At 68.4% G+C, this 26117-nt stretch carries 28 protein-coding genes and 1 other RNA gene; 19 read left to right on the top strand and 10 right to left on the bottom strand.

Features of this window, described 5'->3' with window-relative positions; all coding sequences use genetic code 11:
• Positions 1-84 precede the first annotated feature (84 nt).
• From K3F48_RS16185 to K3F48_RS16165, 5 genes are read left to right on the top strand one after another with little or no spacing between them, the layout of a single operon-like run.
• On the top strand, positions 85-1827 hold the full coding sequence (locus tag K3F48_RS16185; protein WP_222576468.1) for a GspE/PulE family protein: 1743 nt from the start codon (positions 85-87) through the stop codon (positions 1825-1827).
• 3 nt (positions 1828-1830) lie between these two features.
• Entirely contained in the window at positions 1831-3048 is a 1218-nt protein-coding gene (locus K3F48_RS16180) for a type II secretion system F family protein (RefSeq protein WP_222576467.1), read from the top strand.
• A complete protein-coding gene (locus K3F48_RS16175) occupies positions 3045-3509 on the top strand; it encodes a GspH/FimT family pseudopilin (protein ID WP_222576466.1) in 465 nt (154 codons plus the stop codon). Before K3F48_RS16180 ends, K3F48_RS16175 begins: the two co-directional genes overlap by 4 nt.
• On the top strand, positions 3494-4012 hold the full coding sequence (locus K3F48_RS16170) for a prepilin-type N-terminal cleavage/methylation domain-containing protein (protein WP_222576465.1): 519 nt from the start codon (positions 3494-3496) through the stop codon (positions 4010-4012). The genes K3F48_RS16175 and K3F48_RS16170 overlap by 16 nt, the downstream gene beginning before the upstream one ends.
• Entirely contained in the window at positions 4009-4617 is a 609-nt protein-coding gene (locus tag K3F48_RS16165; protein ID WP_222576464.1) for a type II secretion system protein J, read from the top strand. The genes K3F48_RS16170 and K3F48_RS16165 overlap by 4 nt, the downstream gene beginning before the upstream one ends.
• 116 nt (positions 4618-4733) lie before the next feature.
• Here K3F48_RS16165 and K3F48_RS16160 read toward each other — a convergent pair whose 3' ends face one another.
• The 4 genes from K3F48_RS16160 to K3F48_RS16145 form a co-directional block, all read right to left on the bottom strand.
• Positions 4734-5291: a prepilin peptidase gene (locus K3F48_RS16160; RefSeq protein ID WP_222576463.1), complete on the bottom strand. Its 558-nt coding sequence runs from the start codon at positions 5289-5291 to the stop codon at positions 4734-4736.
• A gap of 222 nt (positions 5292-5513) precedes the next feature.
• The gene (locus tag K3F48_RS16155; RefSeq protein WP_222576462.1) at positions 5514-5891 is read right to left on the bottom strand and encodes a hypothetical protein; all 378 of its coding nucleotides are present in this window, start codon (positions 5889-5891) and stop codon (positions 5514-5516) included.
• A 133-nt stretch (positions 5892-6024) separates the two neighbouring features.
• Complete coding sequence (locus K3F48_RS16150) at positions 6025-6405, bottom strand: PRC-barrel domain-containing protein (protein ID WP_222576461.1); 381 nt, start codon at positions 6403-6405, stop codon at positions 6025-6027.
• Between the two features lie 82 nt (positions 6406-6487).
• Positions 6488-8026, bottom strand: coding sequence for a diaminobutyrate--2-oxoglutarate transaminase (locus tag K3F48_RS16145; RefSeq protein WP_222576460.1), 1539 nt, complete (start codon positions 8024-8026; stop codon positions 6488-6490).
• Between the two features lie 267 nt (positions 8027-8293).
• Here K3F48_RS16145 and K3F48_RS16140 point away from each other — a divergent pair, with 267 nt between their 5' ends.
• A complete protein-coding gene (locus K3F48_RS16140; protein WP_222576459.1) occupies positions 8294-8578 on the top strand; it encodes a hypothetical protein in 285 nt (94 codons plus the stop codon).
• On the opposite strand, the gene K3F48_RS16135 is transcribed toward K3F48_RS16140, so the two are convergent.
• A complete protein-coding gene (locus tag K3F48_RS16135) occupies positions 8554-10173 on the bottom strand; it encodes an FAD-dependent oxidoreductase (protein ID WP_222576458.1) in 1620 nt (539 codons plus the stop codon). The two genes, K3F48_RS16140 and K3F48_RS16135, sit on opposite strands and share 25 nt — an antisense overlap.
• A gap of 172 nt (positions 10174-10345) precedes the next feature.
• Between K3F48_RS16135 and K3F48_RS16130 the strand changes: the two genes are divergently transcribed.
• From K3F48_RS16130 to hisG, 4 genes are all read left to right on the top strand, one after another.
• Entirely contained in the window at positions 10346-12361 is a 2016-nt protein-coding gene (locus tag K3F48_RS16130) for a thioredoxin domain-containing protein (RefSeq protein ID WP_222576457.1), read from the top strand.
• Positions 12362-12691: 330 nt separating this feature from the next.
• Complete coding sequence (locus tag K3F48_RS16125) at positions 12692-13264, top strand: hypothetical protein (protein WP_222576456.1); 573 nt, start codon at positions 12692-12694, stop codon at positions 13262-13264.
• Positions 13265-13366: 102 nt separating this feature from the next.
• Positions 13367-14518, top strand: coding sequence for an ATP phosphoribosyltransferase regulatory subunit (locus K3F48_RS16120; RefSeq protein WP_222576455.1), 1152 nt, complete (start codon positions 13367-13369; stop codon positions 14516-14518).
• Positions 14515-15498, top strand: a complete 984-nt coding sequence (hisG, locus tag K3F48_RS16115) for an ATP phosphoribosyltransferase (RefSeq protein WP_222576454.1) — start codon at positions 14515-14517, stop codon at positions 15496-15498. The genes K3F48_RS16120 and hisG overlap by 4 nt, the downstream gene beginning before the upstream one ends.
• Before the next feature lie 145 nt (positions 15499-15643).
• On the opposite strand, the gene K3F48_RS16110 is transcribed toward hisG, so the two are convergent.
• Positions 15644-16183, bottom strand: coding sequence for a hypothetical protein (locus tag K3F48_RS16110; protein ID WP_222576453.1), 540 nt, complete (start codon positions 16181-16183; stop codon positions 15644-15646).
• A 260-nt stretch (positions 16184-16443) separates the two neighbouring features.
• On the opposite strand from K3F48_RS16110, the gene K3F48_RS16105 reads away from it, so the two are divergent.
• Both K3F48_RS16105 and K3F48_RS16100 read left to right on the top strand, forming a co-directional pair.
• Complete coding sequence (locus tag K3F48_RS16105; protein ID WP_222576452.1) at positions 16444-16758, top strand: hypothetical protein; 315 nt, start codon at positions 16444-16446, stop codon at positions 16756-16758.
• Positions 16755-17513 (top strand): hypothetical protein, encoded by a 759-nt coding sequence (locus K3F48_RS16100; protein ID WP_222576451.1) that lies wholly within the window; start codon positions 16755-16757, stop codon positions 17511-17513. Before K3F48_RS16105 ends, K3F48_RS16100 begins: the two co-directional genes overlap by 4 nt.
• A gap of 312 nt (positions 17514-17825) precedes the next feature.
• On the opposite strand, the gene K3F48_RS16095 is transcribed toward K3F48_RS16100, so the two are convergent.
• Complete coding sequence (locus K3F48_RS16095) at positions 17826-18074, bottom strand: hypothetical protein (protein ID WP_222576450.1); 249 nt, start codon at positions 18072-18074, stop codon at positions 17826-17828.
• 97 nt (positions 18075-18171) lie between these two features.
• A complete protein-coding gene (locus tag K3F48_RS16090; RefSeq protein WP_222576449.1) occupies positions 18172-18996 on the bottom strand; it encodes a hypothetical protein in 825 nt (274 codons plus the stop codon).
• A gap of 227 nt (positions 18997-19223) precedes the next feature.
• On the opposite strand from K3F48_RS16090, the gene ybgC reads away from it, so the two are divergent.
• The 5 genes from ybgC (at position 19224) to tolB (ending at position 23726) form a co-directional block, all read left to right on the top strand.
• Positions 19224-19655 carry a tol-pal system-associated acyl-CoA thioesterase gene (gene ybgC, locus K3F48_RS16085; RefSeq protein ID WP_222576448.1) on the top strand — a complete coding sequence of 144 codons (432 nt, stop codon included), beginning with the start codon at positions 19224-19226 and terminating at the stop codon, positions 19653-19655.
• Positions 19656-19908: 253 nt separating this feature from the next.
• Complete coding sequence (gene tolQ, locus K3F48_RS16080) at positions 19909-20646, top strand: protein TolQ (RefSeq protein ID WP_222576447.1); 738 nt, start codon at positions 19909-19911, stop codon at positions 20644-20646.
• Between the two features lie 12 nt (positions 20647-20658).
• On the top strand, positions 20659-21108 hold the full coding sequence (locus tag K3F48_RS16075; protein ID WP_222576446.1) for a biopolymer transporter ExbD: 450 nt from the start codon (positions 20659-20661) through the stop codon (positions 21106-21108).
• 18 nt (positions 21109-21126) lie between these two features.
• The gene (locus K3F48_RS16070; RefSeq protein ID WP_305080294.1) at positions 21127-22368 is read left to right on the top strand and encodes a cell envelope biogenesis protein TolA; all 1242 of its coding nucleotides are present in this window, start codon (positions 21127-21129) and stop codon (positions 22366-22368) included.
• Between the two features lie 41 nt (positions 22369-22409).
• The gene (tolB, locus tag K3F48_RS16065; protein ID WP_222576444.1) at positions 22410-23726 is read left to right on the top strand and encodes a Tol-Pal system beta propeller repeat protein TolB; all 1317 of its coding nucleotides are present in this window, start codon (positions 22410-22412) and stop codon (positions 23724-23726) included.
• On the opposite strand, the gene K3F48_RS16060 is transcribed toward tolB, so the two are convergent.
• Together K3F48_RS16060 and K3F48_RS16055 are read right to left on the bottom strand one after the other, a co-directional pair.
• The gene (locus tag K3F48_RS16060; protein WP_222576443.1) at positions 23717-24877 is read right to left on the bottom strand and encodes an AI-2E family transporter; all 1161 of its coding nucleotides are present in this window, start codon (positions 24875-24877) and stop codon (positions 23717-23719) included. The genes tolB and K3F48_RS16060 overlap by 10 nt on opposite strands.
• Positions 24878-25007: 130 nt before the next feature.
• A complete protein-coding gene (locus K3F48_RS16055; protein ID WP_222576442.1) occupies positions 25008-25664 on the bottom strand; it encodes a glutathione S-transferase family protein in 657 nt (218 codons plus the stop codon).
• Between the two features lie 102 nt (positions 25665-25766).
• Between K3F48_RS16055 and K3F48_RS24435 the strand changes: the two genes are divergently transcribed.
• Together K3F48_RS24435 and ffs are read left to right on the top strand one after the other, a co-directional pair.
• On the top strand, positions 25767-25898 hold the full coding sequence (locus tag K3F48_RS24435) for a hypothetical protein (RefSeq protein WP_255609177.1): 132 nt from the start codon (positions 25767-25769) through the stop codon (positions 25896-25898).
• A gap of 113 nt (positions 25899-26011) precedes the next feature.
• Positions 26012-26109: signal recognition particle sRNA small type (gene ffs / locus K3F48_RS16050), an RNA gene on the top strand.
• The last annotated feature ends 8 nt before the right edge of the window (positions 26110-26117 follow it).

Raw genomic sequence — 26117 nt, 5'->3', positions numbered from 1 at the left:
ACCTGAAGCGCCAGTGAAAAACGGCGCGCCGCGACGGCGGCCCGCCGGCTTCTCCCGGCATGTCTCGAGCAGGTGTTCGTCCCAATGGCACATGTCGATCCGTCATCGCGGGAGAGTATCGATCCGGATCGCGCCAATGCGCGCAACGGCGCCTTTCTGCAGGAGTTCGGCGCCTATCTCGTTCAGGAGAAGGCGATCGACGAGCTCGCTCTGCAGCGCTCGCAACGTGCGGCGCGCCAGAGCGGAGAGCGCTTCGACCGCGTGCTGACGAAGCTCGGCCTCGTCTCCGAGACCGACCTCTGCGCGCATCTCGGAAAATTCCTGCGCATTCCGGTGATCGCGCCCGCCGATCTGCCGGAGGAGGCCGCGCTCGCCGAGCAGATTCCGCAAAAGTTCCTGCGCGCGAACGGGCTGCTGCCGCTCGCCGCCGGCGAGAGCGCGCTCACTCTCGCGGTCACCGATCCGCTCGATCTCGGCCCCGTCGAGGCGCTCGCCTATTCGACCGGCCTTTCGATCGATCTGCGCATCGTCACCCCCGCTCTGTTCGAGAAGGCGTGGTCGAGCCTCTATGGCCAAAAGGCCGACGGCGTCTCGCTCGTCGACGACGACCGCGCGCAGGACGCGAGCGATTACGACCTCCAGCGCCTGCGCGACATCGCCAATGAGGCGCCGGTCATCCGCCGCGTCAATCAGATCGTCGGCGACGCGATCGAGGCGCACGCCTCCGACATTCACATCGAGCCGGGGCTCGACGCCGTGCAGGTGCGCTATCGCATCGACGGCGTGCTGCGCACCACCGACACGCTGCCGCCGGGCCTCAAAGCCGCCATCACCTCGCGCATAAAGATCATGGCGCGGCTCGACATCGCCGAGCGGCGCCTGCCGCAGGACGGCCGCGTGAAGCTCGCCGTGCGCGGCGTCGACATCGACTTCCGCGTCTCCACCATTCCGACCGCGCATGGCGAGAGCATCGTGCTGCGCATTCTGGACCGCAGCCAGGTCTCGCTCGATTTCGAGGCGCTCGGCTTCGAGCCGGAGACCATCGTCTCCTTGCGCAACGTCATGCACAATCCCAACGGCATCGTGCTGGTGACGGGGCCGACCGGCAGCGGCAAGACGACGACGCTCTATACCGCGCTGAAGGAGCTCTCCAATCCGGAAGTGAAGGTGTTCACCGTCGAGGACCCGATCGAATATCAGCTCGTCGGCGTCAATCAGGTGCAGGTGCAGCCGGCGATCGGCATGGATTTTCCGGCGAGCCTGCGCGCCATGCTGCGCCAGGACCCGGACATCATCATGATCGGCGAGATTCGCGACGCCGCCACGGCGAAGATCGCCATCCAATCCTCGCTCACCGGCCATCTCGTCTTCTCGACGCTGCACACCAATAGCGCGGTGGGCTCGATCACCCGCCTCATCGACATGGGCGTCGAGCCCTATCTCATCGCATCGACCGTCAAGGCCGTCCTCGCGCAGCGCCTCGTGCGCCGGCTCTGCCCGCATTGCGCGAAGCCCATGGACGCGCGCCGGCAATGGCGCGAGACCCTCGCCGGCGAAGCTTTCGCGCGCGGGCCGGATCGACTGGGCGCCCCGGTCGGCTGCAGCCATTGCCGAAATTCCGGCTATGCCGGCCGCTCCACCATCGCCGAGCTGCTGATTCTCGATGAGCCGATGCGGCGGCTGGTCTGCGACTCCGCGCCGGACGGGGTGATGGCGACGGCGGCGAAAGAAGCGGGCATGATGACGATGTATCAATGCGGCATGGCCAAGGCCTGGCGGGGCGAGACCACTGTCGACGAAGTGTTGCGCGTCACGCGTATGGATTGATCCATGTCGATGTTCCGCTATCGCGCCTATTCGGCCGAGGGCGATCTCGTCGAAGGCGAGATCGAGGCGCGCTCCCGCGAGGAGGCGGAGGAGCAGCTGTGGGGCCGCGGCGTCACGCCTTTCGCCGTGCAGGAGAAGCGCGCCGAGGCGAGCTTCTCGCTCGCCGGCCTGTTCTCGAAATCGGGGCCGTCGGCCGCCGAGATCGCCTCCTTCACGCGCGAATTCGCGACGCTGGAGGAGGCGGATCTCCCGCTCGACAACAGCCTGCGCATATTGGCGCAGCAGAGCGCCGCGCCCGCCGTGCGCGCGCTGGCGGAAGAGATTTTGCGTCGCGTCGTCGACGGCGCCTCGCTCTCCGACGCGCTGAGCGCGCGCGCGGAACTGTTCGGCGCGGACTACCTCAACATTATTCGCGCCGGCGAGACGATGGGCAATGTCGCGCAGGCGCTCGTCGACATCGCCGACATGCTGGAGCGGCGGCTCGAGATGCGCGCGAAAATCCAGAGCGGCCTCGTCTATCCGGCGCTGCTCATCGTGCTCGCCATCATCTCGACGGGCGTCGTGCTCGGCACTCTGGTGCCGAGCATCGCGCCGATCTTCGCCGACAATGGCAAGCCCATGCCCAAGGGCCTGCAATTCATCATCGATCTCCAGGGCGCCTGGCCGATGATCGCGGCGGGCTTCGTCGCCCTCGGCGCCGGACTCTACGGACTGAAGCGCTACGCCGCGGTCAATCCGCCGCTGCAGATCAAGCTCGATCGCGCCCTGCTCGACCTTCCCTACGCCGGCGACATCATCGCGAAATTCCAGGCGGCGCGCTTCGCGCGCACGCTCGGCGCCATGTCGCGCGCCGGCGTGCCGCTGCTGCAGGGGCTGGAGAGCGCGCGCTCGGTGGTCTCCAACGCCTATTTCCGCTCCGAGCTCGCCGGCGCCATCGAATCGGTGCGCGGCGGCGGCGCGCTCAGCGCCGCGCTCGAGCGCATCGAGGCTTTTCCCGTCGCGGCGGCGCAGATGACGCGCATCGGCGAAGAAGTAGCCAAGCTCGACGAGCTGCTGCTGCGCCTCGCCACAATGTTCGAGCGTCAGACTCAGCGCGGCATCGAGCGCGCCGTCGGACTGATCACCCCGATGCTCACCATCCTCATCGCCGCCGTCGTCGGCGGCCTCGTGATGACGGTGATGGACGCCGTGCTCGGGATCAACGAGCTCGCGGGCCAATGAGCCGCAGGCCGCCGACGCGAAGCAGCGCGCGCGCGGGGTTTTCTCTGATCGAGATGCTCGCCGCGCTCGCCATTCTCGGCCTCATCGCCGGCGCCGCCACTCAGCTCGGCGGCCGCCCCTCCCCGCGTCTGCGCGTCGAAAGCGCGACGCGCTCGCTCTGCGCCGCGCTGCGGCAGACGCGCATGCGCGCGATCGCCGCCAATGAGGAACTGGCGCTGACCATCGATCTGCGCCGCAAGTCCTTCGCCTCGCCCACCGTGGCGGAGACGCCGCTGCCCAATGATGCGCGCATCGATCTTTCCGTCTCCGCCAACGAAAGGCGCAGCAAAGACAAAGCGAATTTCGCTTTTTATCCGACCGGCGGCTCGTCGGGCGGCGAATTGACCATCGCCCTCGGCGGCGTGCGCGCGCAAATCGCGGTGAACTGGCTGACCGGAGCGACGCGATGCGCCATATTCTGACGGCCTGCTTCGCGAGAATCGCGAGCCTGAAGGCTCGCGGTCCGGGAAAGGCTCTCGGTCCTGGAGCGGCGTTGGACCGCGAGCCTTCAGGCTCGCGCGCGCGCGCTGCGCGCGGCGGCTTCACGCTGATCGAATCGCTCGTCGCCTTCGTCATCCTCACTCTGGCGATGGGCGCGCTGATGCAGGGACTCGGCGGCGGCGCGCGCAACGAGGCGCGCGGCGACTTTCTGCTGCGGGCGGCGCGACAGGGACGCTCGCAGATCGAGGCGCTCGGCGTCGCGACGCCGCTCGCGGCCGGCGAATCCTCGGGCCGCTACGCCGATGGGCTGGTCTGGCGCCTGATCGTTTCGCCCTATCGCTCGGTCGCCGCGACAGACGGAAACGGGCGCACCACCGCCTATTTCGCGCGCCTCACCGTGCGGCGGCCCGGCGGCGCGCAGGCCGGGCGGGACTCTCTGACCCTGACGGCGATCAAACTCGCCATTGCGAAGCCACGCCAATGAGAATTGCGCGCCGGCGGGCCGGCTTCTCGCTGCTCGAGGTTCTGCTCGCGGTCACTCTGCTCGCGATGATCACGTCGGCAATTCTGGGCGGCCTGCATCTCGGCAAGCGCGCCTGGGAGACCGGCCGCGATTACGAGAGCGTCGGGGAAGTCGAGGAGGCGGCGAATGCGATCGCCGCGATCCTGTCGCGCGCCAGCTCAGTCGCCGTCGCGTCGGGCGACGAGGGCCAGCCGGCAGCGTTCCGCGGACGCGGCGACGATGTGCGCCTGGTGACGATCTATGAGGGCGGGGGGAGCTGGGCGGGCCTGATGCTGACGGAAATCGGCCTGTCCGGCCGCGATCTCTCGATTTGGACCAAAGTATTTCGCGCCGACGGCTGGCGCTCCTCGGCCCGGGGGCTGCCGGTGAAAGCGCTCACGGGCGTCGAGACCTTTCAGCTCTCCTATTTCGGTTCCCCGAACCCGGAGGCGCCGCCGCGCTGGACCAATTCGTGGAACGACCAGCACGCGGCGCCCCAGCTCGTCGCGGTGAAGCTCGTCGCCCTGCGCAATCGCAAGCGCATCGACGTCTCCTTCACCGTCGCGATCCGCCAGCGGCCGGATTGATGGAAAGGCTAGAACGCTTTCCGATCGAACGGAAACGTTCGATCGATCAGAATTCGCTCGAACTAAAGAAACCAAGAGCGTTATCCGATCCATTCGGATCGGATAACGCTCTTGGTTCAGCCGATCTCGAACGGCCCGAGGCACCAGGACAGCCAGAACCCCAGCGCGAGATGCGGCCCGAAGGGAATGGGCTGCCGCGCGCTCGCGATCGCGCGCCCCTCGATCAGCGCCGACGCCAGCGCCGAGGCGCAAGCAATGAGCAGGCAGCCGGGCAGAGCCGCGACGCCGAGCCATAGTCCCGCGAGCCCGAGCAGCCGGGCGTCGGCGGGCCCGAGGCCAGCGTGGCCGCGCAGGCGCTCATAGGCGAGATCGGCGCCGCGCAGCGCTGCATAGCCGCCCGCGGCGGCGGCGAGACGGTCGAGAACCGCGCCGCTCTCGAGGACAGGCAGCAGAGCGGCCCCGCAGAGCAGCAGCACGAGCAGCGGTCCGTCGGGGATCAGCAGATAGCGCGCGTCGAACAGAGCGACGAGGGCGAGGGACGCGAACAGCGCGAGGGTCGGCAGGCCCCACCAGCCGAGCGATCCGGCGTCGGCGAGCAGCAGCGACGCGCCGGCGAGCGCGATCCAGGCGACATGGGCGAGCGATCGCCCTTCCCCTCGCGCGAAAAGAATCATGCGCGCGGGCGCCGCCAGACGCGCGCAGCGGCGCAAGCCCTTCCTCCCCAGGGCGGCCCGAGCGGCGTGCGTCATGCTTCGAGACGCCAGCCGAAAGGCTCGCCCCCCATGCACGTCACTCGTGGCACGTTACTCGTGGTCTGCTTCATCGAATTTGATGGGCTTCGAGAGCGAGCCTGAAGGCTCGCCCTTTCACCCTGTCAAATCGGCTGAAGCGCGCCACTAGAGTTCCTCTTGGATATCGCATCCATATTCGGACACGGGACGGAAGGCCTCGTCGGCGATCCTGTTCCAGCAGCGACCGACGCCGCCGGCGATGCGCCGATAGAGGAACACGCCGTTATATTCCTCGACGCGCTGGTCGGCGACGCCGCGACGGCCGAGATAATTGAAATAGGAGATGGCGATGTCGCCATGGCAGCGATAGACGCGATAGCGATCCATCTCGACGATCGCATGATCGTCCCTCGCTGCGCCGACGCAGAAGGAATAATGCTGCAGAGCATGCGGATCCATGCTCACATCGGCGCTCGCCGGACGATCGCTCCCGGACGCGGCCATGACGAGCAGACCGAGCCCGAACAACGCCCCACCACGCATGCGTCAACTCCGCTCCAGACGACAGCGGCAATCTATCCGACGCGGCGCGCGGAAGCAACGAGCGAAGTGAAGGAGCGAAGTGAAGATCCGGGCGATCGGCGAAGGAATACAGAGCTCAGGACGAGAGCGCAGGTCAGCCCGCCTGGCCGCCCGGCAGCTCTTCCCAATAGGGTCGCGCGTGATAATGCTCGTGCACGCGCCGCTCCCATTCGCGATCCGACCAGCTCTCGTCGGAAAATTCCGGCGCGTCATGGAGCTGCTGCTCGGTGATGTCGGCGACGAAGGCGCCCCTGTCGCGGTCGTAGCTCAAGGAGCTCCACGGCAGCGGATAATGGCTGTGGCCGAGGCCGAGAAAGCCGCCGAAGGCCATCACCGCATAGCGCACGCGACCGGAGACGCAATCGATCATCAGATGATCGATCTCGCCGATCTCGTCGTCCCTCGGATCGAAGACCGTCACGCCCTCCAGATCCTGGCTGGAGATCAGGTTGAATCCGAATTCGGCGGAGGCCATGGCTCGCTCCTGTGGCTCGCTCCCGTCGCGCTCTCCTCGCGGGAACGCGCCCGCGCCGCGAAAGGTTCCGCGCGGGCGGGCGCTAGCATTCTTTAGTTTGAGCGAATTCTGGTCGATCGAACGATTCCGTTCGATCGGAAAGCGCTCTATCGCAGAAGCCGACCGCCGCCGAGTCCTCGAGGCGGCGCGAGGCCGCGTCCACGCCGCGCAGCGCCGAGACGGCGCTGTGGAAGCGCTCGAGGATCGCGTCGATTTCCTGCGGCGCGACGACGAGCGGCGGCAGGAAGCGGACCACGGCGCCGAAGCGTCCGCCCAGCTCGACGATCAGCCCGCGCCGCAGGCACTCGTGCTGGACGCCGCGCGCCAGTTCCGGCGAGGGCGGCGGCGCGCCGTCGCGAGCGTCGCGCGCCTCGACGATCTCCGCGCCGATCATCAGCCCCCGCCCCCGCACATGGCCGATGCAGGGAAAATCGGCGGCGACGGCCTCGAGCCCGCGCATCAGGCGCAGGCCCATGCGCTCGGCGTGCTCTCCGAGTCCCTCCTCGACGACATGGCGGATCGTCGCCGCGCCAGTGGCGAAGGCGAGCTGATTGCCACGAAAGGTTCCCGCATGAGCGCCCGGCTTCCATTGGTCGAGATCGCGATGATAGACGACGACCGAGAGCGGCAGCCCGCCGCCGACCGCCTTCGACAGAACGACGACATCGGGAATGATTCCGGCGTGCTCGAAGGCGTAGAGGCGCCCGGTGCGGCCGAGTCCGGTCTGCACCTCGTCGACGATCAGCGGAATGGCCCGCGCCCGCGTGATCTCGCGAATGCGCTCGAGCCAAGCGTCCGGAGCCGGAACGACGCCGCCCTCGCCCTGCACCGGCTCGAGGATCATCGCCGCCGGCGGCAGCACCCCGCTGTTGGGATCGTCGAGCAGGAACTCGATATAGTTGGCGCCGATTTCCGCGCCGGCCGCGCCGCCGACGCCGAAAGGACAGCGATAGTCCGACGGGAAGGGGAGAAACTGCACTTCGCCGCCGAGCCCGGAGACCGCGCGGCGCGGCGCCGGCTCGCCGGTGACGCCGAGCGTCGCATGCGTCATGCCGTGATAGGCGCCGCCGAAGGTAAGAAGCCCGCGGCGACCCGTCGCGGTCTTGACCAGCTTGAACGCCGCCTCGATCGCGTCCGCGCCGGAGGGACCGCAGAATTGAATCTTGAAGTCCTTGGCGAAAGCCTCGGGCAGGCTGTCGAACAATTCGCGCGTGAACCGATCTTTGAGCGGCGTCGGCAGGTCGAGCGTCTGCAGCACCGGCTCCTGCGCCAGAGCGTCGCGGATCGCCTCGACGACCACGGGGTGATTATGGCCGAGCGCCAGCGCGCCCGCGCCGGCGAGGCAATCGATATATTGGCGGCCGTCCGTGTCCTCGACGAACACGCCGCGCCCGCGCCGCAGCGCGATCGGCAGCTTGCGCGGATAGCTGCGCGCATTGGATTCGATCTCGGCCTGGCGGGCGAGATAATCATTGCCGAAGGATTCGTAGAAGGGGATCGACGAATAGCCGTCGGCGACGCCGAGCCTCCGGCCGTCCGGCCATGTTCCGCCGCCGGGATGCGTCTTCGCCGATTCGAGCATGTCGCGCCTCGTCCGTCCATTCAGCCTATCGAGGGAGACGATCGAGATCGCGGCGGCGCGCCAGCGCATGGCGAAATAATTGACAAGAGTCCCACCGAAAGGGCGCTCCCTTCTCCCGCCCTGCGGGAGAAGGGAGCGCGTCGAGAGTCGGTAGATCGAGCAGCGATCTTGTTTGTCGCCCAGGCGCCGACATGGGGAAAGCTGCGGATCGACAGCCTGCGCCGCCGCCGGCACAATGGCGCGTCGACACACCAAGGAGACGCGCCGATGCGAGCCTTTCGCGCGGGCCTCGTCATAATGATCGCGGCCGCCGCCTCGCCCGCGGCGGCGCAATGGGACGGCTTCCTCGTTCCGGATTGGACGAAGCGAGCGGAGACGCGAACCTCGCATCTCCTGCTCGGCGCTCCGACGGCGGCGCCATACTCCTATTACTACCGCTACCCAGATCCCTATCCTTACGCCTACGCCCCCAGAGGCTGCCTGGTGGACGCGGCGATGTACGACGATTGGGGCGTCTTCCGCGGCTATCAGAGGCTGCGCGTCGCCTGCTGATCGGAAGCAACGCTTTTGTCGAGCAGGATCTGATTGGCGTCGAGCGAGAATTCGCGCCAGGCGGCCGCTATGTCGCGCAGGGTCGCGCTGAGATAATCCTTCGACGGCTTGTGCTCCTCGGGGAAGTTGGAGAGCGCGCAGGAGGTGCGGTTATAGTCGATGACGCCGTCGAGCAGCTCCTGGATGAAGCCGTCGAAGGAGGCCTGCACCAGCGGCGTCAGATCGGAGCGGCCCTTTTCCACGGCGACGGCCGAATGATCGAAGGGCAGGCCCTCCAGCACGGCGATCGCCTCCTTCAGCACCGCCTCCATGGCGCCCAGCATGGCGCGCTGGGTGATCTGCTCGCGCTGGCCGTTGGAGAGGCCGAAATTCAGCCGCTGGCGATAGCTGGCGAACGCCGGCCCGCGCTTCGACTGGACCCATTCGCGAAAGCGCGCCAGGCTCGCCTCGTTGAGCGCCTCGGGCGACGCCGCCTCGCTGGCTCCGGCAATCATGATCGGCGCCTCCTTCTTGTCCAGAATCCGCAGGCCGATGCGTCTGGCCGCCTTCAGCGCGCCTTCGACATAGCCGCCGCCCTCGCGCGCCGTCTCCGCGCCGCCGAGGAACAGCTTGCCCTCCCAGAAGGACTGGCGCAGCAGCGGATCGCCATAGTCCGGATGGTCGGCCGGCGGCGTCTTGTCGAGGCTGGAGCAGGTGAAGGGCTCGCGCGCCCAATCCTGCACATGCTGCTCGCCCAGGCCCTCGAGCGGCTTGCCGTACAATTGGACGAGCTGACTAGCGAGCAGCATGGGCATGCCGCCCTCGAAGGCTTCGCGCCATTCGATCGACAGGGCGAAGAAGCCGCCGATCGCCGCCTGCTCGCCCGAGGCGTCGCATGCGTCGAAAATCTCGCCGAGCACCGCTTGCTCGTGAGTGGCGAAAGCATTGCCGGAATGCCCGTCCGCACGCCAGGCGGGCTTGCCCTCATAGCCGACCACCGCCTTGGCCTGCGCGGCCATCCAGGTCGGCGCATTGCGCATGGCGTTGCGCGTCAGCGCGTCGAGCGGCGGATCGAAGGCTATTCTTTCCTCGATCAGGCGCGGCGGCAGCGCCAGCACGAGGCGGCGCGCCTCCACGATCCCCGGCTCGCCGCCGATGTCGAAGCGCATCTCGACATGGTCGCCGCGCTCGGCGGCGTCACGCAGCACCGCATTCAGATGAATGGATTCGGCGGGGACATCCTTGGCCAGCGCCTCGATCAGCGAGGCCATGCCGCCCGCGAGCCGGCGCGCGCCGGAATGGAGATTCGGCGTCATCCGCGTCTCGGGCTTCTTGTCGCCCTCGGCGAGCAGCAGCGCCGTGCCCGGATCATATTGCGCGAAATCGGCGAGGCCGAGCTCTGCGACGAGCGCGGTGATCGTCGGCTGCGTGTCGGGCCAGAACCAGGTGGGCCCGAGATCGACGCGCAATCCCGAGCTATGGTCCTCCACCGAGAGCACCCTGCCCCCGAGGCGCGGGCGCGCCTCATAGAGCGCGAAGCTCACGCCCGCCTTGGCGAGATCGCGCGCCAACGCCAGGCCGCACGCTCCGCCTCCGACAATCACGACATCCAGCATGGTTCAGCTCCGAGGCCGAAAGGATTTTGGACAAAAGGGAACGCAAAGGGCGTGCCGCGCATTTTGTCGCTTTTGCGTCCCGGTTTTTGGCGCCCGGCGTGCAGGATGAGAAGGGCGTCCCCTTACTCCCGCGCGCGGGAGTAAGGGGACGCGGGCCTTTGGAGACTCGACAGTGACCAGCAACCGCCTCTCCGAGGAGACGAGCCCCTATCTCCTCCAGCACAAGGACAATCCCGTCCATTGGCGGGCATGGTCGGCCGAGACGCTGGCGCTCGCCAAGGCCGAGGGCAAGCCCATTCTCCTCTCCAGCGGCTACGCCGCTTGCCATTGGTGCCATGTGATGGCGGCCGAGAGCTTCGAGAACGTCGGCATAGCCGCGCTGATGAACGCGCATTTCATCAATGTGAAGGTCGACCGCGAGGAGCGGCCGGACATCGATCATCTCTACCAGCAGGCGCTGCAGATGCTCGGCCGCCGCGGCGGCTGGCCGCTGACCATGTTCCTGACGCCGGACGGCGAGCCCTTCTGGGGCGGCACCTATTTTCCGCCCGAGCCGCGCCATGGGATGCCGGGCTTCGCGGATATTCTGAAGGCGGTGGCCGAGCTGTGGCGGGAGAAGCCGGCCGTGGTGACGCGCAATGTCGCCGCCATCGGCAATGGGCTCGATCGCCTCGCCGAGATCGCGCCGGCCGAGCCGATCTCGCCGGCCCTGATCGAGACGATCACGGAGCGCCTGGAAGGCCTGATCGACCGCGAGCACGGCGGCATTGCCGGCGCGCCCAAGTTCCCGCAACCGCCGAGCCTCGAATTCTTGTGGCGCGCGTGGAAGCGCAGCGGCCGCGCCTTCCTGCGCGAGGCCGTGCTGACGACGCTCGACCACATCTGCCAGGGCGGCATTTACGACCATATCGGCGGCGGCTTCGCCCGCTATTCGACCGACGAGCGCTGGCTCGCGCCGCATTTCGAGAAGATGCTCTACGACAACGCCCAGCTCGTCGAACTGCTGACGCTGGTCTGGCAGGAGGAGCGCAAGCCGCTCTATGCGGTTCGGATCAGCGAGACGATCGAATGGGCGCTGCGCGAGATGCGCCTGCCGGAGGGCGTGTTCGCCAGCAGCCTCGACGCCGACAGCGAGCATGAGGAAGGCAAGTTCTATGTCTGGTCCGCGGCCGAGATCGACGCGGCGCTGGGCGAGCGCGCTCCGGCGTTCCGCGCCGCCTATGACGTGACCGAAGGCGGCAATTGGGAAGGAAGGAACATCCCCAATCGCCTCGATCGCCTGTCGCTCGGCTCCTCCGAAGAGGAGGCGGCGCTCGCCGCGGATCGCGCGAGGCTGCTGGCGCTGCGCGAGACGCGCGTGCGGCCGGGCCGCGACGACAAGGCGCTCGCCGATTGGAACGGGCTGACGATCGCCGCCCTCGCCGCCGCCGCGCAGGTCTTCGAGCGGCCCGATTGGCTGGAGGCGGCGAGACGCGCCTTCGATTTCATCGCGACGAGGCTGACGACGGCGGACGGCCGCCTGCTGCACTCCTATCGCGCCGGCCGCGCCAAGCACATGGCCGTGCTCGACGATTACGCCGATCTTTGCCGCGCTGCGCTGATTCTCTTCGAGGCGACCGGCGAGGAAGCGTTGCTGACGCGCTGCCGCGATTGGGCGGAGATCGTCGAGGCGCATTATCGCGACGCGGCGGGCGGCTATTTCTTCACCGCCGACGACGCCGAGGCGCTGATCCGCCGCGCCAAGATCGCCGAGGACGCGCCTTTGCCCTCGGGCAATGGGACGATGCTGCAAGTGTTGGCGCGGCTCTATCATCTGACCGGCGAGGATCGCTATCGCGCGCGCGCCGAGTCGATCCTCGACGCTTTCGCCGGAACGGTGCGGCGCGGCCTGCTCGGCTACTCGACCTTGCTCTCCGGCGCCGAGACTTTGCGCGACGGGCTGCAGATCGTCATCATCGGCGCGCGCTCTGCGCCCGACACGGCGGCGCTGCTGCGCGTCGTTCACGGCGCGTCGCGGCCCGGCCGTTCGCTGTCCGTGGTCGCGCCCGGCGCCGCGCTCCCATCCGGCCATCCGGCCGCCGGCAAGACGGAGATCGACGGCAGGGCGACCGCCTATGTCTGCCGCGGCGCGACCTGCTCCCTGCCGATCGTCGAGCCGGACTCGCTCGCTACAGCGCTGCGGGATTAGCGAGCGTCTTCTCCTGCTCGCCAGGGCAATCGGGTGAAGGATCAGGGGATTCGGGCGAAGGATAAGATCCCCAACCCTCGTCCTGAGGAGCCGCCGCAGGCGGCGTCTCGAAGGGCGGCCGTGGGGCGAAATCTTCAGGTTTCTTCCCGTTGCCGTCCTTCGAGACGCCCGCTTCGCGGGCTCCTCCGGACGAGGGGCAGGGATATAGTCCTTCACCCGATTGGCCTGGGTGAGGATAAAATCCCCCTCGTCCCGCTCGCGGGAAACGATTGACAGGAGTGTCGCCGCTGCGGATCGTGAAGCGATCCTTTCGCTCCGGAGTTTCGCGCAATGACTCTCCGTCTCGCCGCGCTGGCGCTGTTCTCGTCGCTCTCTCCCGCCCTCGCCGAAACGCCCGGCCTCGAGCGCGTGCTCTCGGCCACAACTCTCTATCTCTCTGAGAGCGGCGGCTATGATCTCGCCGTTCTCGTCGACAATCGCGACGCCGGCGCCGATCTCTATCTCTATTTCGGCGTCGACCCCGCCGCGCCCGCAGGAACGACCAAGCCGAGCTTCGTCAAGAAGAATGCGGCCTGGGTCGGCGGCGGGGCGGGAACGCTGCCCTCTCTCGCCGTGAGCGACAAAGGCTCGCTGCTGATCAAATCCGAAAATGACGCCATCGGCCGCGACCGCTGGAGCGAGACCGTGACCGTGGTGCGCCGCAATGGCGCGCTCGTCGTCGCCGGCCTCACCTTCACCGCGCGCGACACGCTGAACCCCGACGGCGGCGGCGCCTGCGACCTCAATTTCCTCACCGGCAGGGGAACCCGCAACGGGAAGAAGGTGGAGATCAGGCCGCAGACCATCCTGCTGGCCGATTGGTCGGCCGATGGCGAGACGCTGCCGAAAGAGTGCCGTTTCTGAGCCGGCTCCCTCTCGACCTTTTCGTTCACGCTCCCGCCCGAAAGCGGATGCGCCTGTCACCTCCGCTTGCTAAAGGAGGGCCGAAACGGAGGGACCAAGGCCGTGAACCAGCCGGCGAAACCAGATCTCGAGAGCGGCGACGCGCTCGGCGCGATCCTCGCCTCCTTCGCGCGCGCCGGCTTTGCGCGTTGTGAGCCGTCCATCCTGCAGCCGGCGGGCCTGTTCCTCGATCATTCCGGCGAGGATTTCCGCGGCCGACTCTATCAGACCAGCGACGCCGGCGGCGCCGATCTCTGCCTTCGGCCCGAATATACGATCCCGGTCTGCCGCGCCTATCTCGCCTCGGCGCAAGCGGGCGAAGCGGCCTCCTACGCCTATGGCGGGCCGGTGTTCCGCTTCCCTTCCGAGGGCGAGCGCGGCGCCGGCGAATTGCTGCAGGCCGGGCTCGAGAGCTTCGGCCGCGAGGACCGCGACGCCGCCGACGCCGAGATTCTCGCCGCCGCGCTCGAGGCTGCGGCCGGCGCAGGGGCGAAGGACCTCGTCATCCGCGCCGGCGACGCCGGCCTCGTCTCGGCCTTTCTCGACCGTCTCGATCTGCCGCCCGTCTGGCGCCGCCGCATCGAGATCGGCCACGCGCGCGGCGAGCCGCTCGCCAAAATCTTCGCGCCGCCCGCCAATGGCAAGGAGCAGGCGGGCGTGCTGGCGGCGCTCTCCAAGATGGACGCCAAGGAAGCGCGCGCCCTCGTCGAGGATCTGCTCTCCATCGCCGGCATCTCCGCGGTCGGCGGCCGCAGCGCCGGCGAGATCGCCGAGCGCTTCCTCGATCAGGCGGCGCTCGCCGACGGCGCCGGCGTCAGCGCCGAGACTCATGCGCTGGTCGACGCCTTCTTCTCCATCGAGGGGCAGGTCGACGAGGCCTCTGCGGCGCTGCGGCGCCTCGCCGCCGACACCTCGATCGACCTTTCCGACGCGCTCGATTCGCTCGACACGCGCTCGAGCTTCCTCGCCGCGCGCGGAATCGACATCGATCGCGTGCGCTTCTCGACCGGCTTCGCCCGCCTTCTCGACTATTACTCCGGCTTCGTGTTCGAGGCGCGCGCCGACGGCGCCGCCGGCCCGCCGCTGATCGGCGGCGGACGCTACGACCGGCTGCTGAAGACGCTCGGCGCCAAGGCCGATATTCCCGCCGTCGGCGCCGCCATCTGGGTCGACCGGCTCGCTGCGCGAGGACAGGCGCGAGGACAGGCGCAATGACCGCCCCGACCGACAGACTCATCGTCGCCGTGCCCTCCAAGGGCCGGCTGCAGGAGAACGCCAACGCCTTCTTCGGCCGCGCCGGCATAGAGGTGACGCAGGGGCGCGGCGCGCGCGACTATCGCGGCAGCCTCGTGGGCGTCGAGGGCGCCGAGGCGGCTTTCCTCTCGGCCTCCGAGATCACCGCGCGGCTCGCGAGCGGCGACGTGCATCTCGGCGTCACCGGCGAGGATCTGGTGCGCGAGACGATCCCCGACGCCGAGAGCCGCGTCGAGCTGCTGACCCCGCTCGGCTTCGGCCGCGCCGATGTCGTCGTCGCCGTGCCGCAAGCCTGGATCGACGTGCGCGTGATGGCCGATCTCGCCGATGTGGCCGCGGGCTTTCGCGCCCGCCACGGCCGCAGCCTGCGCGTCGCCACCAAATATGTGCACACGACGCGCCGCTTCTTCGCCGCCCATGCGATCGGCGACTATCGCATCGTCGAGAGCTCCGGCGCCACCGAGGGCGCGCCGGCGGCAGGCTCGGCCGATCTCATCGTCGACATCACGACGACCGGCGCGACGCTCGTCGCCAATGCGCTGAAGACGCTGGACGATGGCGTGATCCTGCGCTCGCAGGCCAATCTCGTCGCCTCGCTGACAGCCGATTGGACGCCCCGCGCCAAGGAGTCGGCGCGCATCATCCTCTCGCGCATCGCCGCCGAGGAGCTGGCGCGCACGACGCGCGAGCTGCGCGCCCGCCTGCCCACGCTCGACGAGGCGCTGCTGAGCGAAGCGGCTCGAAGCTTCGGCGCGAGCCTGCGCGAGCGCGGCGACGGCGGGTTCGCCTGCTTCAGCGCGCCGGCCGACGCCGCGCCGCAATTCGCCGATTGGCTGATCGGCAAGGGCGCGCAGACGGTGACGAGCGCTAGGCTCGACTATGTGTTCGCGGCCGAGAACGCCCTCTGGAGCCGCCTCTCGGCGCGGATCGACCGAGCCTGACGGGGACTTGATACGCGTGTCCGAGGAGCGAGCCGCCGAGGACGCCGCCATCCTGCGCAGCGCTCTGCGCTTCCTGCGCGATTTCGCCGGCTTCGCCGGAGGTCGGGCCTGCGCGCGGCGGCTGCCGCCCTTCGCGGACGCCGCCTCACCGGCGACTCGCCGGGGCCTCGCGCCGCCGGCAGCGCCGCGCTCCCATGCGGACGAGCTCCTCGCCGGTGAGCGAGGCCGCCTCGTCGAAATCGAGCCGCTCCAGCGCATGGGTGCGAATCGCCCAATCGCGCACCGCGGGCGGATAAAGGGACAGCATTTCGAGCGTGGCGAGCGGGTCGGGCGCGGCGGCGCCCGGCAGCCGCGCCGCATGGAACCAGAACACGGCGCGCGGCGCGACGCAGACCCTGCGCAGCCCGAGGAAAATGGTGCAGGCGGAGGCGCAGACGCCGCGGATGGCCAGCTCCTCGCGCGACGCGTCGAGCCGGCGCGCCTCCTCGCGATAGGCGGCGAGCGTCCCGCCATAATCCTCGACGATCTCGAACGCCTGCACGCGCTCGCCGGCGAGCGTCACGAGACCGGCGGCGCAGAGCGCGAAGACGGCCGCCAACGCCGGCATGCGCAGCGGATGGTCCAGGAGAGAATAGACGAGCGACGTCGCGAGGGCGACCGCGCAGGCGATCGGGACGAGACGCACGGGCCGCTATCGACGCGCCGTCATTGCGAGCCGATGTGACTGAGCGACACGTCCACGCTCGCCGCAGCCATGGTCGAAGCAATGACGGAAAATGCCAATCTCATTGCGGTTTTTTCTCTCTTCCGACGAGGCCGCCTCACGGCGGCTCGACGCAATCGCGAAAATCGAACCTGTCTCGCGCAAAGAGTAGCATGAGCACGACGCCTTCGGAACATCGCGAGAGCGCGCCGGCGCCCAAGAGCACGCCGGCGCCCAAGAGCGTGGCGCTCGCCGAGATTGCGGAGAGACGTTTCGCCGCAGCTGTGATCGTCACCGACCACGACGATCTCGATTACGATGCGATCCTCGATCAATGTCGAGGTGGTGGTCGACAGCCGCAATGTCTATGCGCGGCGCGGCGTCGTCGCCGAGAAGATTGTGAAGGCGTGCGGGAAAAAAGAAGAACGAGAATCTCGACGCGCCGCTTCTCCCACGCGCGGGAGACGAAGCGCCTCTTCGAGCAGCTCGCGCTTGCCTTCATATATGTAAATACATTATATAACGATAAACTCGAGCAGGCGAGGCGCGTTCGATGACTGGACCGGATGACCGCGGGCCGGGGGCCTTCTTCGCGGCGATGACGCAGGCGTTCGACGCGACGATCCGCGCGCGCCGCGGGCGGCATGACTTCGTCGGCGCCCTCTGCGCGCAGGCCTTCGACAGCTTCGACGGCAATGTCGCTATTCAGGCGGAGGGAACGCCGGCGCTCGCCTGCAAGGGCGACTGCCCCACCTGCTGCGTGCTGCGTGTCGTCGCGTCGGCGCCGGAAATCTTCCTCGTCGCCCGCTTCGTCGCGGCCAACGCCGCTCTCCTCGCGCAGCACGGGATCGATCTCGTCGCCCGCATCGAGGCGACCGCGGCGGCGGCGGCCGGCCTCGGCGAGATCGAGCGCATGGCGTTGAAGCGCATCTGCCCGTTCATCGAGAACGGCCTCTGCCTCGCCTATCGCGTGCGTCCCCTCGCCTGCCGCGGCCACGCTTCCTATGACGAGGCGGCCTGCCGCGAGGCGACCGCAGGCCATGCGGTCGAGACGGCGATCTCGACGCCCCATCTCGTCGTACGCAGCCTGGTGCAGAATGCGATGATGTCGTCGCTACGCTCCTCCGGCCTCGCCTGGGGCCTCTATGAGCTCAATGGCGCGGTCGCGCTCGCCCTTTCGACGCCGGAGGCCGAATTGCGCTGGAACGAAGGCGACGATCCGTTGCGGCCGGCGGCCATCGCCGATTTCGACGCCGCCGAGGCGGCGGCGATCTTCGACTCCATCCCTGCCTCTGCGCCTCGCCACGCCTAGAGCGCTATCCGATCCGATTGGATCGAATAGCGCTCCAGCATTCTTTCGTTTGAGCGAATTCTGAGCGATCCAACGATTCCGTTCGATCGGAAAGCGCTCTAGAGGCATGCTTCATCGAAATTGATGGGCCTCGAGAGCGAGCCTGAAGGCTCGCAGTCCAGGGGCGCGCTCGGACCGCGTGCCTTCAGGCTCGCTCTTCGAACCTCCAGCAAGCGGAACGCACCGAGCCTCGAAGGATGCTCCGGGAGGCGCGTCGGCGTGACCCTTCGAGACGCCCGCCGCGCGGGCAGGTCTTGCTCGGAGCGAATCGATTCACCGCGGCATTTGCGCGGCGGCGCCGCCACAACTGGCCTTGATCACCGGGCTATGCTCCCACGGACGCAGCCATCCGTAATGCCATGCGCCGTTCGCGCAATACATTCCGCGATGGACCGGGACCGATAGATCGCCGCCCTTCACGTCCGGAATCGGATTGTAATAACTGCCCAGAGGGGCCGCCGTCAGCGGTGTCGCGCCGGCGAGCGAGAGGGCGAATGCAAGAGAAGCCACGGGCTTGCGCATTATGTCCTCCTCGTCTCGGCCTGCCCTTGCAGCTAATCCCCGCCGCTGGCGATCGTTCCATCGCCACGGCGGACGGCCCCGCTCTCGTCGGATCGGCTCAGCAGCCCACGCCGAAGCGGGCGGGCGTCCAGCCGCTCCCTTCCATCTCCAGAACGAAGGCGACGCTGCGGGCGATCAGCTTATTGCGCTCGGTCACGCCGATGACCGGCGCCGTGTCCGCCACGGTGATCTCGGCGATGGGCATGCCCGGGAAAGCCTGCTGCTCCGGGCGCGCGAGACCGCTCACGCGTCCGCCGACCGGCGCGAGCACTTCCTCCCCGCCGAGGCATCCGATCGCCTCGCCGGCGCGCACGCGCGCGCCGATCGTCGCCATCGCGTCGAGTCGTCCGGCGCAGGGCGCGATCACGTCCCAACGCTCCAAGGCGCGACGATCATATTGCGGAGGCCGGTTCGGGCGCGTTTCGCCCGGCCGCAGCACAGCGCCGGGGTCCGGCCCGTCCGCCACGACGACGACATCGCAATCGGTCCCGGCGATGGCGCCATCGCCGACCGCGATGGTGAGCTCGGCGAGATCGGCGAGGCGTGGCGGCGGCGGATCATGCTCGTCCGGCGCGGCGACGATCACATCCCAGGGCCAGCGGCTCGCCACCTCGCCGAAGGGACGCAGCAGAATGGGGATGAATTGCCGCGTCTGCATCCCCCGCAGAAATTCTGCCGACGAGCCCGCCAGACGCGCCTCCACCGCATTCAGCGTCGCGACCCCGTCGAACCAGGCGTCGGCGAAGCACATGCGTCGCCGCAGCGCGCGCGGCGGCGCCTCCTGATGGAGCACGACGGCGTAGCCTTCGCCGAGCAGGCGCCGCGCCACCGCAGAGGCCCGCTCGCCGACGCCGCAGACCAGCACGCATTTTTCCTTGTTCATCGCGTCACGACTCGCGCTGGACCACGCCCGCAGGTGTGCGGGCGCTTTTGCAATATATAACACGAATACATATCGATCGCGATCCTCTTCGTCCATCCCGCGCCGCCGGCGGGAGCCCCGCGGCGCCTTCAGAAAAGCGGCTGCGCCCCGCGCCGCCTTGCTGTATAGCGGAGCAGGCGCTCCGGCCGAAGGGGGTCGGTGCCCCGTTTCCACACGCACCGCGCCGAATGATCGATCCCGCCCCGCATCGTCTTTCCGTCCGCGTCTATTACGAGGACACGGATTTTTCCGGCCTCGTCTATCACGCCTCCTATCTGCGATTCATGGAGCGCGGCCGCACCGAATTGTTGCGCGATCTCGGCATTTTTCAACGCGCGCTGCGCGAGGGGCCGGGCGGCGGCCTGTTCTTCGTCGTGCGCGGGATGACCATCGACTTTCGCCGCCCGGCGCTGATGGACGATCTCGTCACTGTCGAGACCAGGGTCGCCGCCGTTGCCGGCGCCTCGGCCGATCTCGCCCAGCGCATCCTGCGGGGCGAAGACGCCCTCGTCACGGCGCTCGTCAAGGTCGCCGCCGTGGAGGGCGGAAAGGCGCGCCGCCTGCCGCCGGACGTGCGGCAAAAATTCGAATCGGCGCTCGCTCCGGCGCCGACCGCGTGAGTCCCGGACTTTGCCCGGCTTTTGCGCAAAACGCCGCGAAACGGTCCTTTACTTCGCCTTAATCCTTTCGTTCAAATTTGATTGTGCATCGCATCCAGGCCCAAATCCAGGCGGATTTGACGGCCATATGCGGATTGGGCGGCGGCCAGGCGTCGCCGCATGCGCGCTCGACAATTCGGCGCGAGTCGCGCGAACGGCCTGGCTCTTGCGCCATCGTCTCGATCTTTCAGGCGCGTTTCGAGGACATTGATCGATGAACCCAGCCGAAGTCGCCGCGCCGGTCGCCGGCGCCGCCGCCGAAGTCTCCATCTGGGGAATGTTCCTCGGCGCCCATATGGTCGTGAAGCTGGTCATGGTCGGCCTGCTCGCCGCCTCGATCTGGTGCTGGGCGATCATCGTCGACAAGGCGATCCTGTTCACGCGCACGCGGCGCGCCATGGACCGCTTCGAGGAAGTGTTCTGGTCCGGCTCCTCGCTCGAGGAGCTCTACTCCAAGCTCCAGGACCGGCCGGCCGGCGCCATGGCGAGCCTGTTCGTCGCCGCCATGCGCGAATGGAAGCGCTCGTTCCAGACCGCCGGCGCCTCCTTCATGGGCCTGCAGGCGCGCATCGACAAAGTGCTCGACGTGTCGATCGCCCGCGAGGTCGAGAAGCTCGAAGCCAATCTCCTGGTGCTCGCCACCGTCGCCTCGGCCGGCCCCTTCGTCGGCCTGTTCGGCACGGTCTGGGGCATCATGACCTCCTTCCGCTCCATCGCGGCCTCGAAGAACACCTCGCTCGCCGTCGTCGCGCCCGGCATCGCCGAGGCGCTGCTCGCCACCGCCATCGGCCTCTTCGCCGCCATTCCGGCGCTCGTCGCCTACAACAAGCTGCAAGGCGACGTCGCGCGCACGCAGGCGCGGCTCGAGAGCTTCGCGGACGAATTCTCCGCGATTCTCTCGCGCCAGATCGATCAGCACGCCGGCCAATCCGGCCGCGACCGCGCAGCCTGAGCGGAGGCCGGCATGGGAATGTCCGCGGCGGCGGGACGCAAGGGCGGCGGCAGGCGGCGGCGCGGAACGCCGCGCTATGGCGCCATGGCCGACATCAACATGACGCCCTTCATCGACGTGATGCTGGTGCTGCTGATCATCTTCATGGTGGCGGCGCCGCTGCTCGCGACCGGCGTCGCCGTGGACCTGCCGCAAACCAAGGCCGGCCCGCTCAACATCGATCAGAAGCCCCTGTCCATCGCCGTCGACGACAAGGGTCAGCTGTTTCTGATGGATCAGCCGGTGGAGCTCGACAAGCTGCTCGACCGGCTGAAGGAGACGGCCAAGGCCGGCTTCGACGAGCGAATCTACATGCGCGCGTCGAAGACGGTGAATTACGGCCGCGTCGCCGAGATCATGTCGCTGGTGACGACCGCCGGCTACAAGAAGGTCGCCCTGGTGACCGAGTCCGATAAAAAGTGAGGGCTCGCATTGAAGAAGATGCGTCCGCAGCCTGGCCTTCCGGTCTCGGCGGCGGCCCATGTGGGGCTGCTGCTCGCGGCTTTGCTGGCCTTTCCGGACGCGCGGAAATTCGAGGACGCGCAGGAGGCCGTGCCGGTCGACGTCGTCTCGGACTCCCAAGTCAATGAGGTGATGAAGGGCGAGAAGACCGCCAAGGAGGCGAAGCCTGTTCAGCGGGCCGACAAGCTCGCGGAGGTCGCCGAAACCAAGCCGCTGCCCCCGCTCGCCGAGGCGAAAAAAGATATCGCCGCTCCGCCGCCGCCGCTGCGCCGCCGCCAGGAGGAGCCCGAGGACAGGTCGGAGGCGCCGCCGCCGCCCAAGCGCGTCGCGGCTCTGCCGCCGAAGCCCGAGCCGCCCACTCGGCCCGCGCCGGCGAAGGCGGAGCCGCCCAAGCCGGAGCCTCCAAAGCCGATCGAGCGCGCCAAGCCGGAGCCGCCGAAGCCCGAGCCGCCGAAGCCGCAGGCCAAGCCCGCTCCGACGCCGCCCGAGCGCGAGCCGGAAGAGGCCGAGGTCGTGCGGCCGAAGCCGCCGCCGCGCCCTGCCCCGGAAAAGGCGGAGCGGCCCGAGCCCGAGAAACAGGCCGAAAGACAGCCGAAGCCGGAGCCGCCCAAGCCCGCGGACCGGCCCAAGGCCAAGGACGAGCCGCGGCTGAAGATCGACGAGGTGGCAAAGCTCCTCGAGCACAAGAAGAGCGCCGAAAAGGCCATCGCCGGCGACGGCCCGCAGGACAGCAAATCCGACAAGCCGGCCGCCAAGCCGAAATCTGGCGACGAGACCGCGCCCAAGTCGAAGTTCGACGCCGCCAATATCGCCAATCTCCTGAGCCGCGAGGCGCCGCAGCGCCGCGCCGCGACCGGGCGGGAGATGACGAAGACCGCCTCGCTGGGCGCCCCGACCGCGACCGGCGCGCATATGTCGCCGACGATGGAAGCGAGAATAGACGCCTATCTGATCGAGAATTATCGCCGGTGCTGGGCGGCCGCTCTCGTGAACAATGCGCGCGCCTATGTGCCGCTGGTCGAGTTCCGCCTGACGCGCGGCGGCGCTCTGGAGGGGCCGCCGAAGCTGCTCAACCCTTCGTCCGATCCCGTCGAGCGCAGCCGCGGCGAGCAGGCGCTCGCCGCGATCCGGCGTTGCAGTCCGATGACGGTCCCGGAATTCTTCGCCCCCTACTACGAACATTGGCATGTCACGACCTTCAACATGACCGACGACATGTAGCGCCGCTCGTCTCCGCCTTTCGCAACATCCCGGATCATCCAATGACGCTCGACCTCACCCGCCGCTCCGCCGCCGGCCTCATCGCCGGCGCCGCCCTCGCCCCCCTCATCGCGCCGCCCGCCCGCGCCGGACGCGTGCTCGACCTGCGCGCCGGCGGCGGCTTCCAGCCCGTCGCCGTGGCCGTCGCGCCCTTTGCCGGAGACGAGGCGGCGCGCACGATGACCAGCGTCATCGTCAATAATTTCAATCGCTCGGTGTTCCTGCGGCCGCTCGAGCCCGGCGGCTATCCGGAGCAGGCCTCGGCCGCGGAGGGCGCGCCGGACCTCGACCTGTTCCGCTCGCTCGGCGCGCAATATGTCGTCACCGGCCGCTCGCAGCGCGGTCCCGACGGGCGGCTCAAGACCGAGTTCCGCCTGTTCGACGTCGCCACCGGCCAGCAGGCGGCGGGCCAGCAATATGTCACCGAGACGGCCTATGCGCGCCGCGTCGCCCATCTCGTCTCCGACGCCGTGTTCACCCGCATCACCGGCGAGAAGGGCTTCTTCGACACGCGCGTCGTCTTCGTCGACGAGAGCGGGCCCAAGGAACGGCGGCGCAAGCGGCTCGCCATCATGGACCAGGACGGCGCCAATGTGCGCTATCTCTCGCGCGGGGACGATCTCGTCGTCACGCCGCGCTTCTCGCCCTCCTCGCAGGACGTGACCTACATGTCCTTCGGCGCCGGCGACCCCAAGGTGCTGCTGCTGAGCATCGAGAGCGGCCAGCGCGAGGTGGTCGGCAATTTCCCCGGAATGACCTTCGCGCCGCGCTTCTCGCCCGACGGGCAGAAGATCATCATGTCGCTGTCGCAGGGCGCCTCGACCAATCTCTATGCGATGGACCTGCGCTCGCGCACCACGACGCGCCTCTCCGACACCAATGCGATCGACACCTCGCCGTCCTATTCGCCGACCGGCGCGGAGATCGTGTTCGAATCGGACCGCGGCGGCTCGCAGCAGATCTATGTGATGAGCGCCAGCGGCGGCGGCGCGCGGCGCATCTCCTTCGGCCCCGGCCATTATTCGACGCCGGTCTGGTCGCCGAAGGGCGATTACATCGCCTTCACCCGGCAGTCGAGCGGCTCCTTCGGCATCGGCGTCATGAAGCCGGACGGCTCGGGCGAGCGCATCCTCACGGAGGGCTTTCACAATGAAGGCCCGACCTGGGCGCCCAACGGGCTGTTCCTGATGTTCTTCCGCGAGCCGGGCGGGCAGTCGGGCGCGAAAATCTACATGGTGGACATATTCGGCCGCTCCGAATTCCCGGTGCCGACCCCCTCCTACGCCTCCGACCCGTCGTGGGGACCGCTTCAGGACTGAAGCGAGCCTGGGGCCGGCGCGATGCGCTCGGCCTCGGGACGCGCCGCGATCGCCGGCTCGGCGGCCATCGCCCCGCTCGGCCCGGAGCCGTCGAGCCAGGCGCCGAGCAGCTCCCAAGCGACCGCCAGCACCACCGGCCCGACGAACAGGCCGATGATGCCATGCGCGATCACGCCGCCGATGACGCCCACCACGATGACCAGCAGCGGCGTCGTCAGGCCGCGCGCGATGATCAGCGGCTTCAGCACATTGTCGACCAGCGTCACCGTCAGCATGCAGCTGGTGAATAGAACGGCCGAAATGCTCGGCAGCTCCGTCCAGCTCCAGATGACGGAGGGAATGACGATCAGCATCGGTCCGACCTGGATGATCGCCAGCACCAATATGCAGAGCGTCAGCAGGCTGGCGCCGGGCGCGCCGGCGAGCTGCAGCCCGAGGCCGCCGATGGCCGCCTGCAGCAGCGCCACGCCGATCACGCCGCGCGAGACGGTGCGGATGGTCGAGCCGGCGAGCCCGATGAAATGCTCGGCCCGCTTCGAATCGATGCGCGTCGCCGCGGTCTTCATGGCGCGCACCAGCGACGGCCCCGGCGCGAACATGAAGCCGGCGATAATCACCGACAGCAGGAACTTGAACGCGCCGGTCCCGGCGTTCTTGGTCGCGTCGAGCGCGAATTCGCCGAGCGGCTTCAAGGACGGGGCGATCTGCGCGACGGCGCTGCGCAGATTGGTCGAGGCGAGCACCCAGAACTCATAGGCGGACTCGCCGACGAAAGGCAGAGAGCGCAAGGCCTCGGGCGGCGGCGGCACCCATATGCCGCCATTCTCGATCCGGTCGGCGAGGCTGCGCAGCCCCTCGACGACTCCGAGCCCGAGCCAGGTCGCCGGGCCGATGACCACCAGAAGGCCGACGAGCGTGATGAGCGAGGCCGCGAGCTTGCGCCTCCCGCCGAGCGCGCTCGCCGTCCATTCGAAGACGGGATAGAGCGCCACCGTCAGGATCGCGCTCCAGGTGACGATGGCGAGAAAGGGCTGGACCAGCTGGAAAGACCAATAGGCGAGCGCTCCCAATGCGGCGAGCCTCACGATCAGCTCGATCAGCATCGAATTGAGACGCCTGCGGCCGAAAACCTCGCGCTGACCCTCGCTCACTCGATCATCCTCGCTAGCGCTTTCCGATCGAACGGAATCGATCGATCAGAATTCGCTCAAAGAAAGCAGGAGCGCATGCCGCCGCCGCGCGCCCTCCGCGGGGGCAACATAGCGCGAATCGGATCGCGGTTCACGCCTGCGCCTCGACAGCCTGCGCCGCGACGGCGTGGCGCGCGGCGAGCTCGGCGTCCCGCGCCGCGATCGTGGCGAAGGACGGCCGCGACGTCACGCGCTCGACATAGGCCATGATCTCGGGAAGCTCGGGCACGAGCTTGAATGCCGTGGTCCAGCGCAGCGCCGAGCCCCACAGAATATCGGCGGCGGTGAAGCGCTCGCCGAGCAAATAGGGCCCGTGCCGCAGCTGGCCGGCCAGCGTCGCCAGCATCGTGTCGAAGTCGCCATAGGGCGAGGTGGAAAGGCGCGCCGGCTCGCGCTGCAGCGCGCGGTCGACGACCGCCGGCTCGAAGCTCGATCCGTAGAAGACCAGCCAGCGCAAATAAGGCCCGCGCAGCGGATCGCCGATCGCCGGCGCGAGGCCGGCCGCGGGGAAGAGATCGGCGAGATAGATGTAGATGGCGCCCTGCTCCGTCACCAGCGCCTCGCCGTGGACGATGGCCGGGACCTTGCCCATCGGATTGATCGCGAGATAGGCCGGCTGTCGCTGCTCGCCGGCCTTCATGTTCAACGCCTTCAGCTCGTAAGGCGCGCCGAGCTCTTCGAGCAGGGTGAAGACGCCCGTCGAGCGGGTGTCGGGCGAATGATAGAAAGTCAGTTTGTCATCGGACATGCGGCTCTCCGAGCGCCGAGGCGTTGCGAACATAAAAGGAACATATGCAGGACAAAATGTCTAGCCCCTGCGACGCATGCCGACGCGGTCGCCGCTGTGATAATGGACAAGCCGTTCGCACGCGGCGTCGACGGACTGCTGAGCATGTCCTTTCTCGCCTGCTTCGAGGTCGTCCTCACCGACGAGGACTTGACGCTCGTCGCCAAGCCGGCGCAGCCGAAATCGGCGCAATAGCCGCAGGGAGCACAAGACATTCGTCGAAGGCCTCGCGGCGAATCTGCGCCCTGCCCTCGGCTTCTTCGCCGCTCGCCCTTGCGCCGGACGGCGAGTTTTGCCACATAGGGCGCGGGAGGTTGGCGGTGGACGCTCCACTCGCCAACCGGGTCAGGTCCGGAAGGAAGCAGCCCTAACGAGTTCCGGGCGGGTCTTCGTCCAGCCTCCCACTGCGCTGCG

Origin of the sequence: Methylosinus sp. Sm6 (assembly GCF_019802345.1) — a bacterium.
In the GTDB taxonomy this organism is placed as follows: domain Bacteria; phylum Pseudomonadota; class Alphaproteobacteria; order Rhizobiales; family Beijerinckiaceae; genus Methylosinus.
This window is presented reverse-complemented; position numbering and strand designations above follow the sequence as displayed.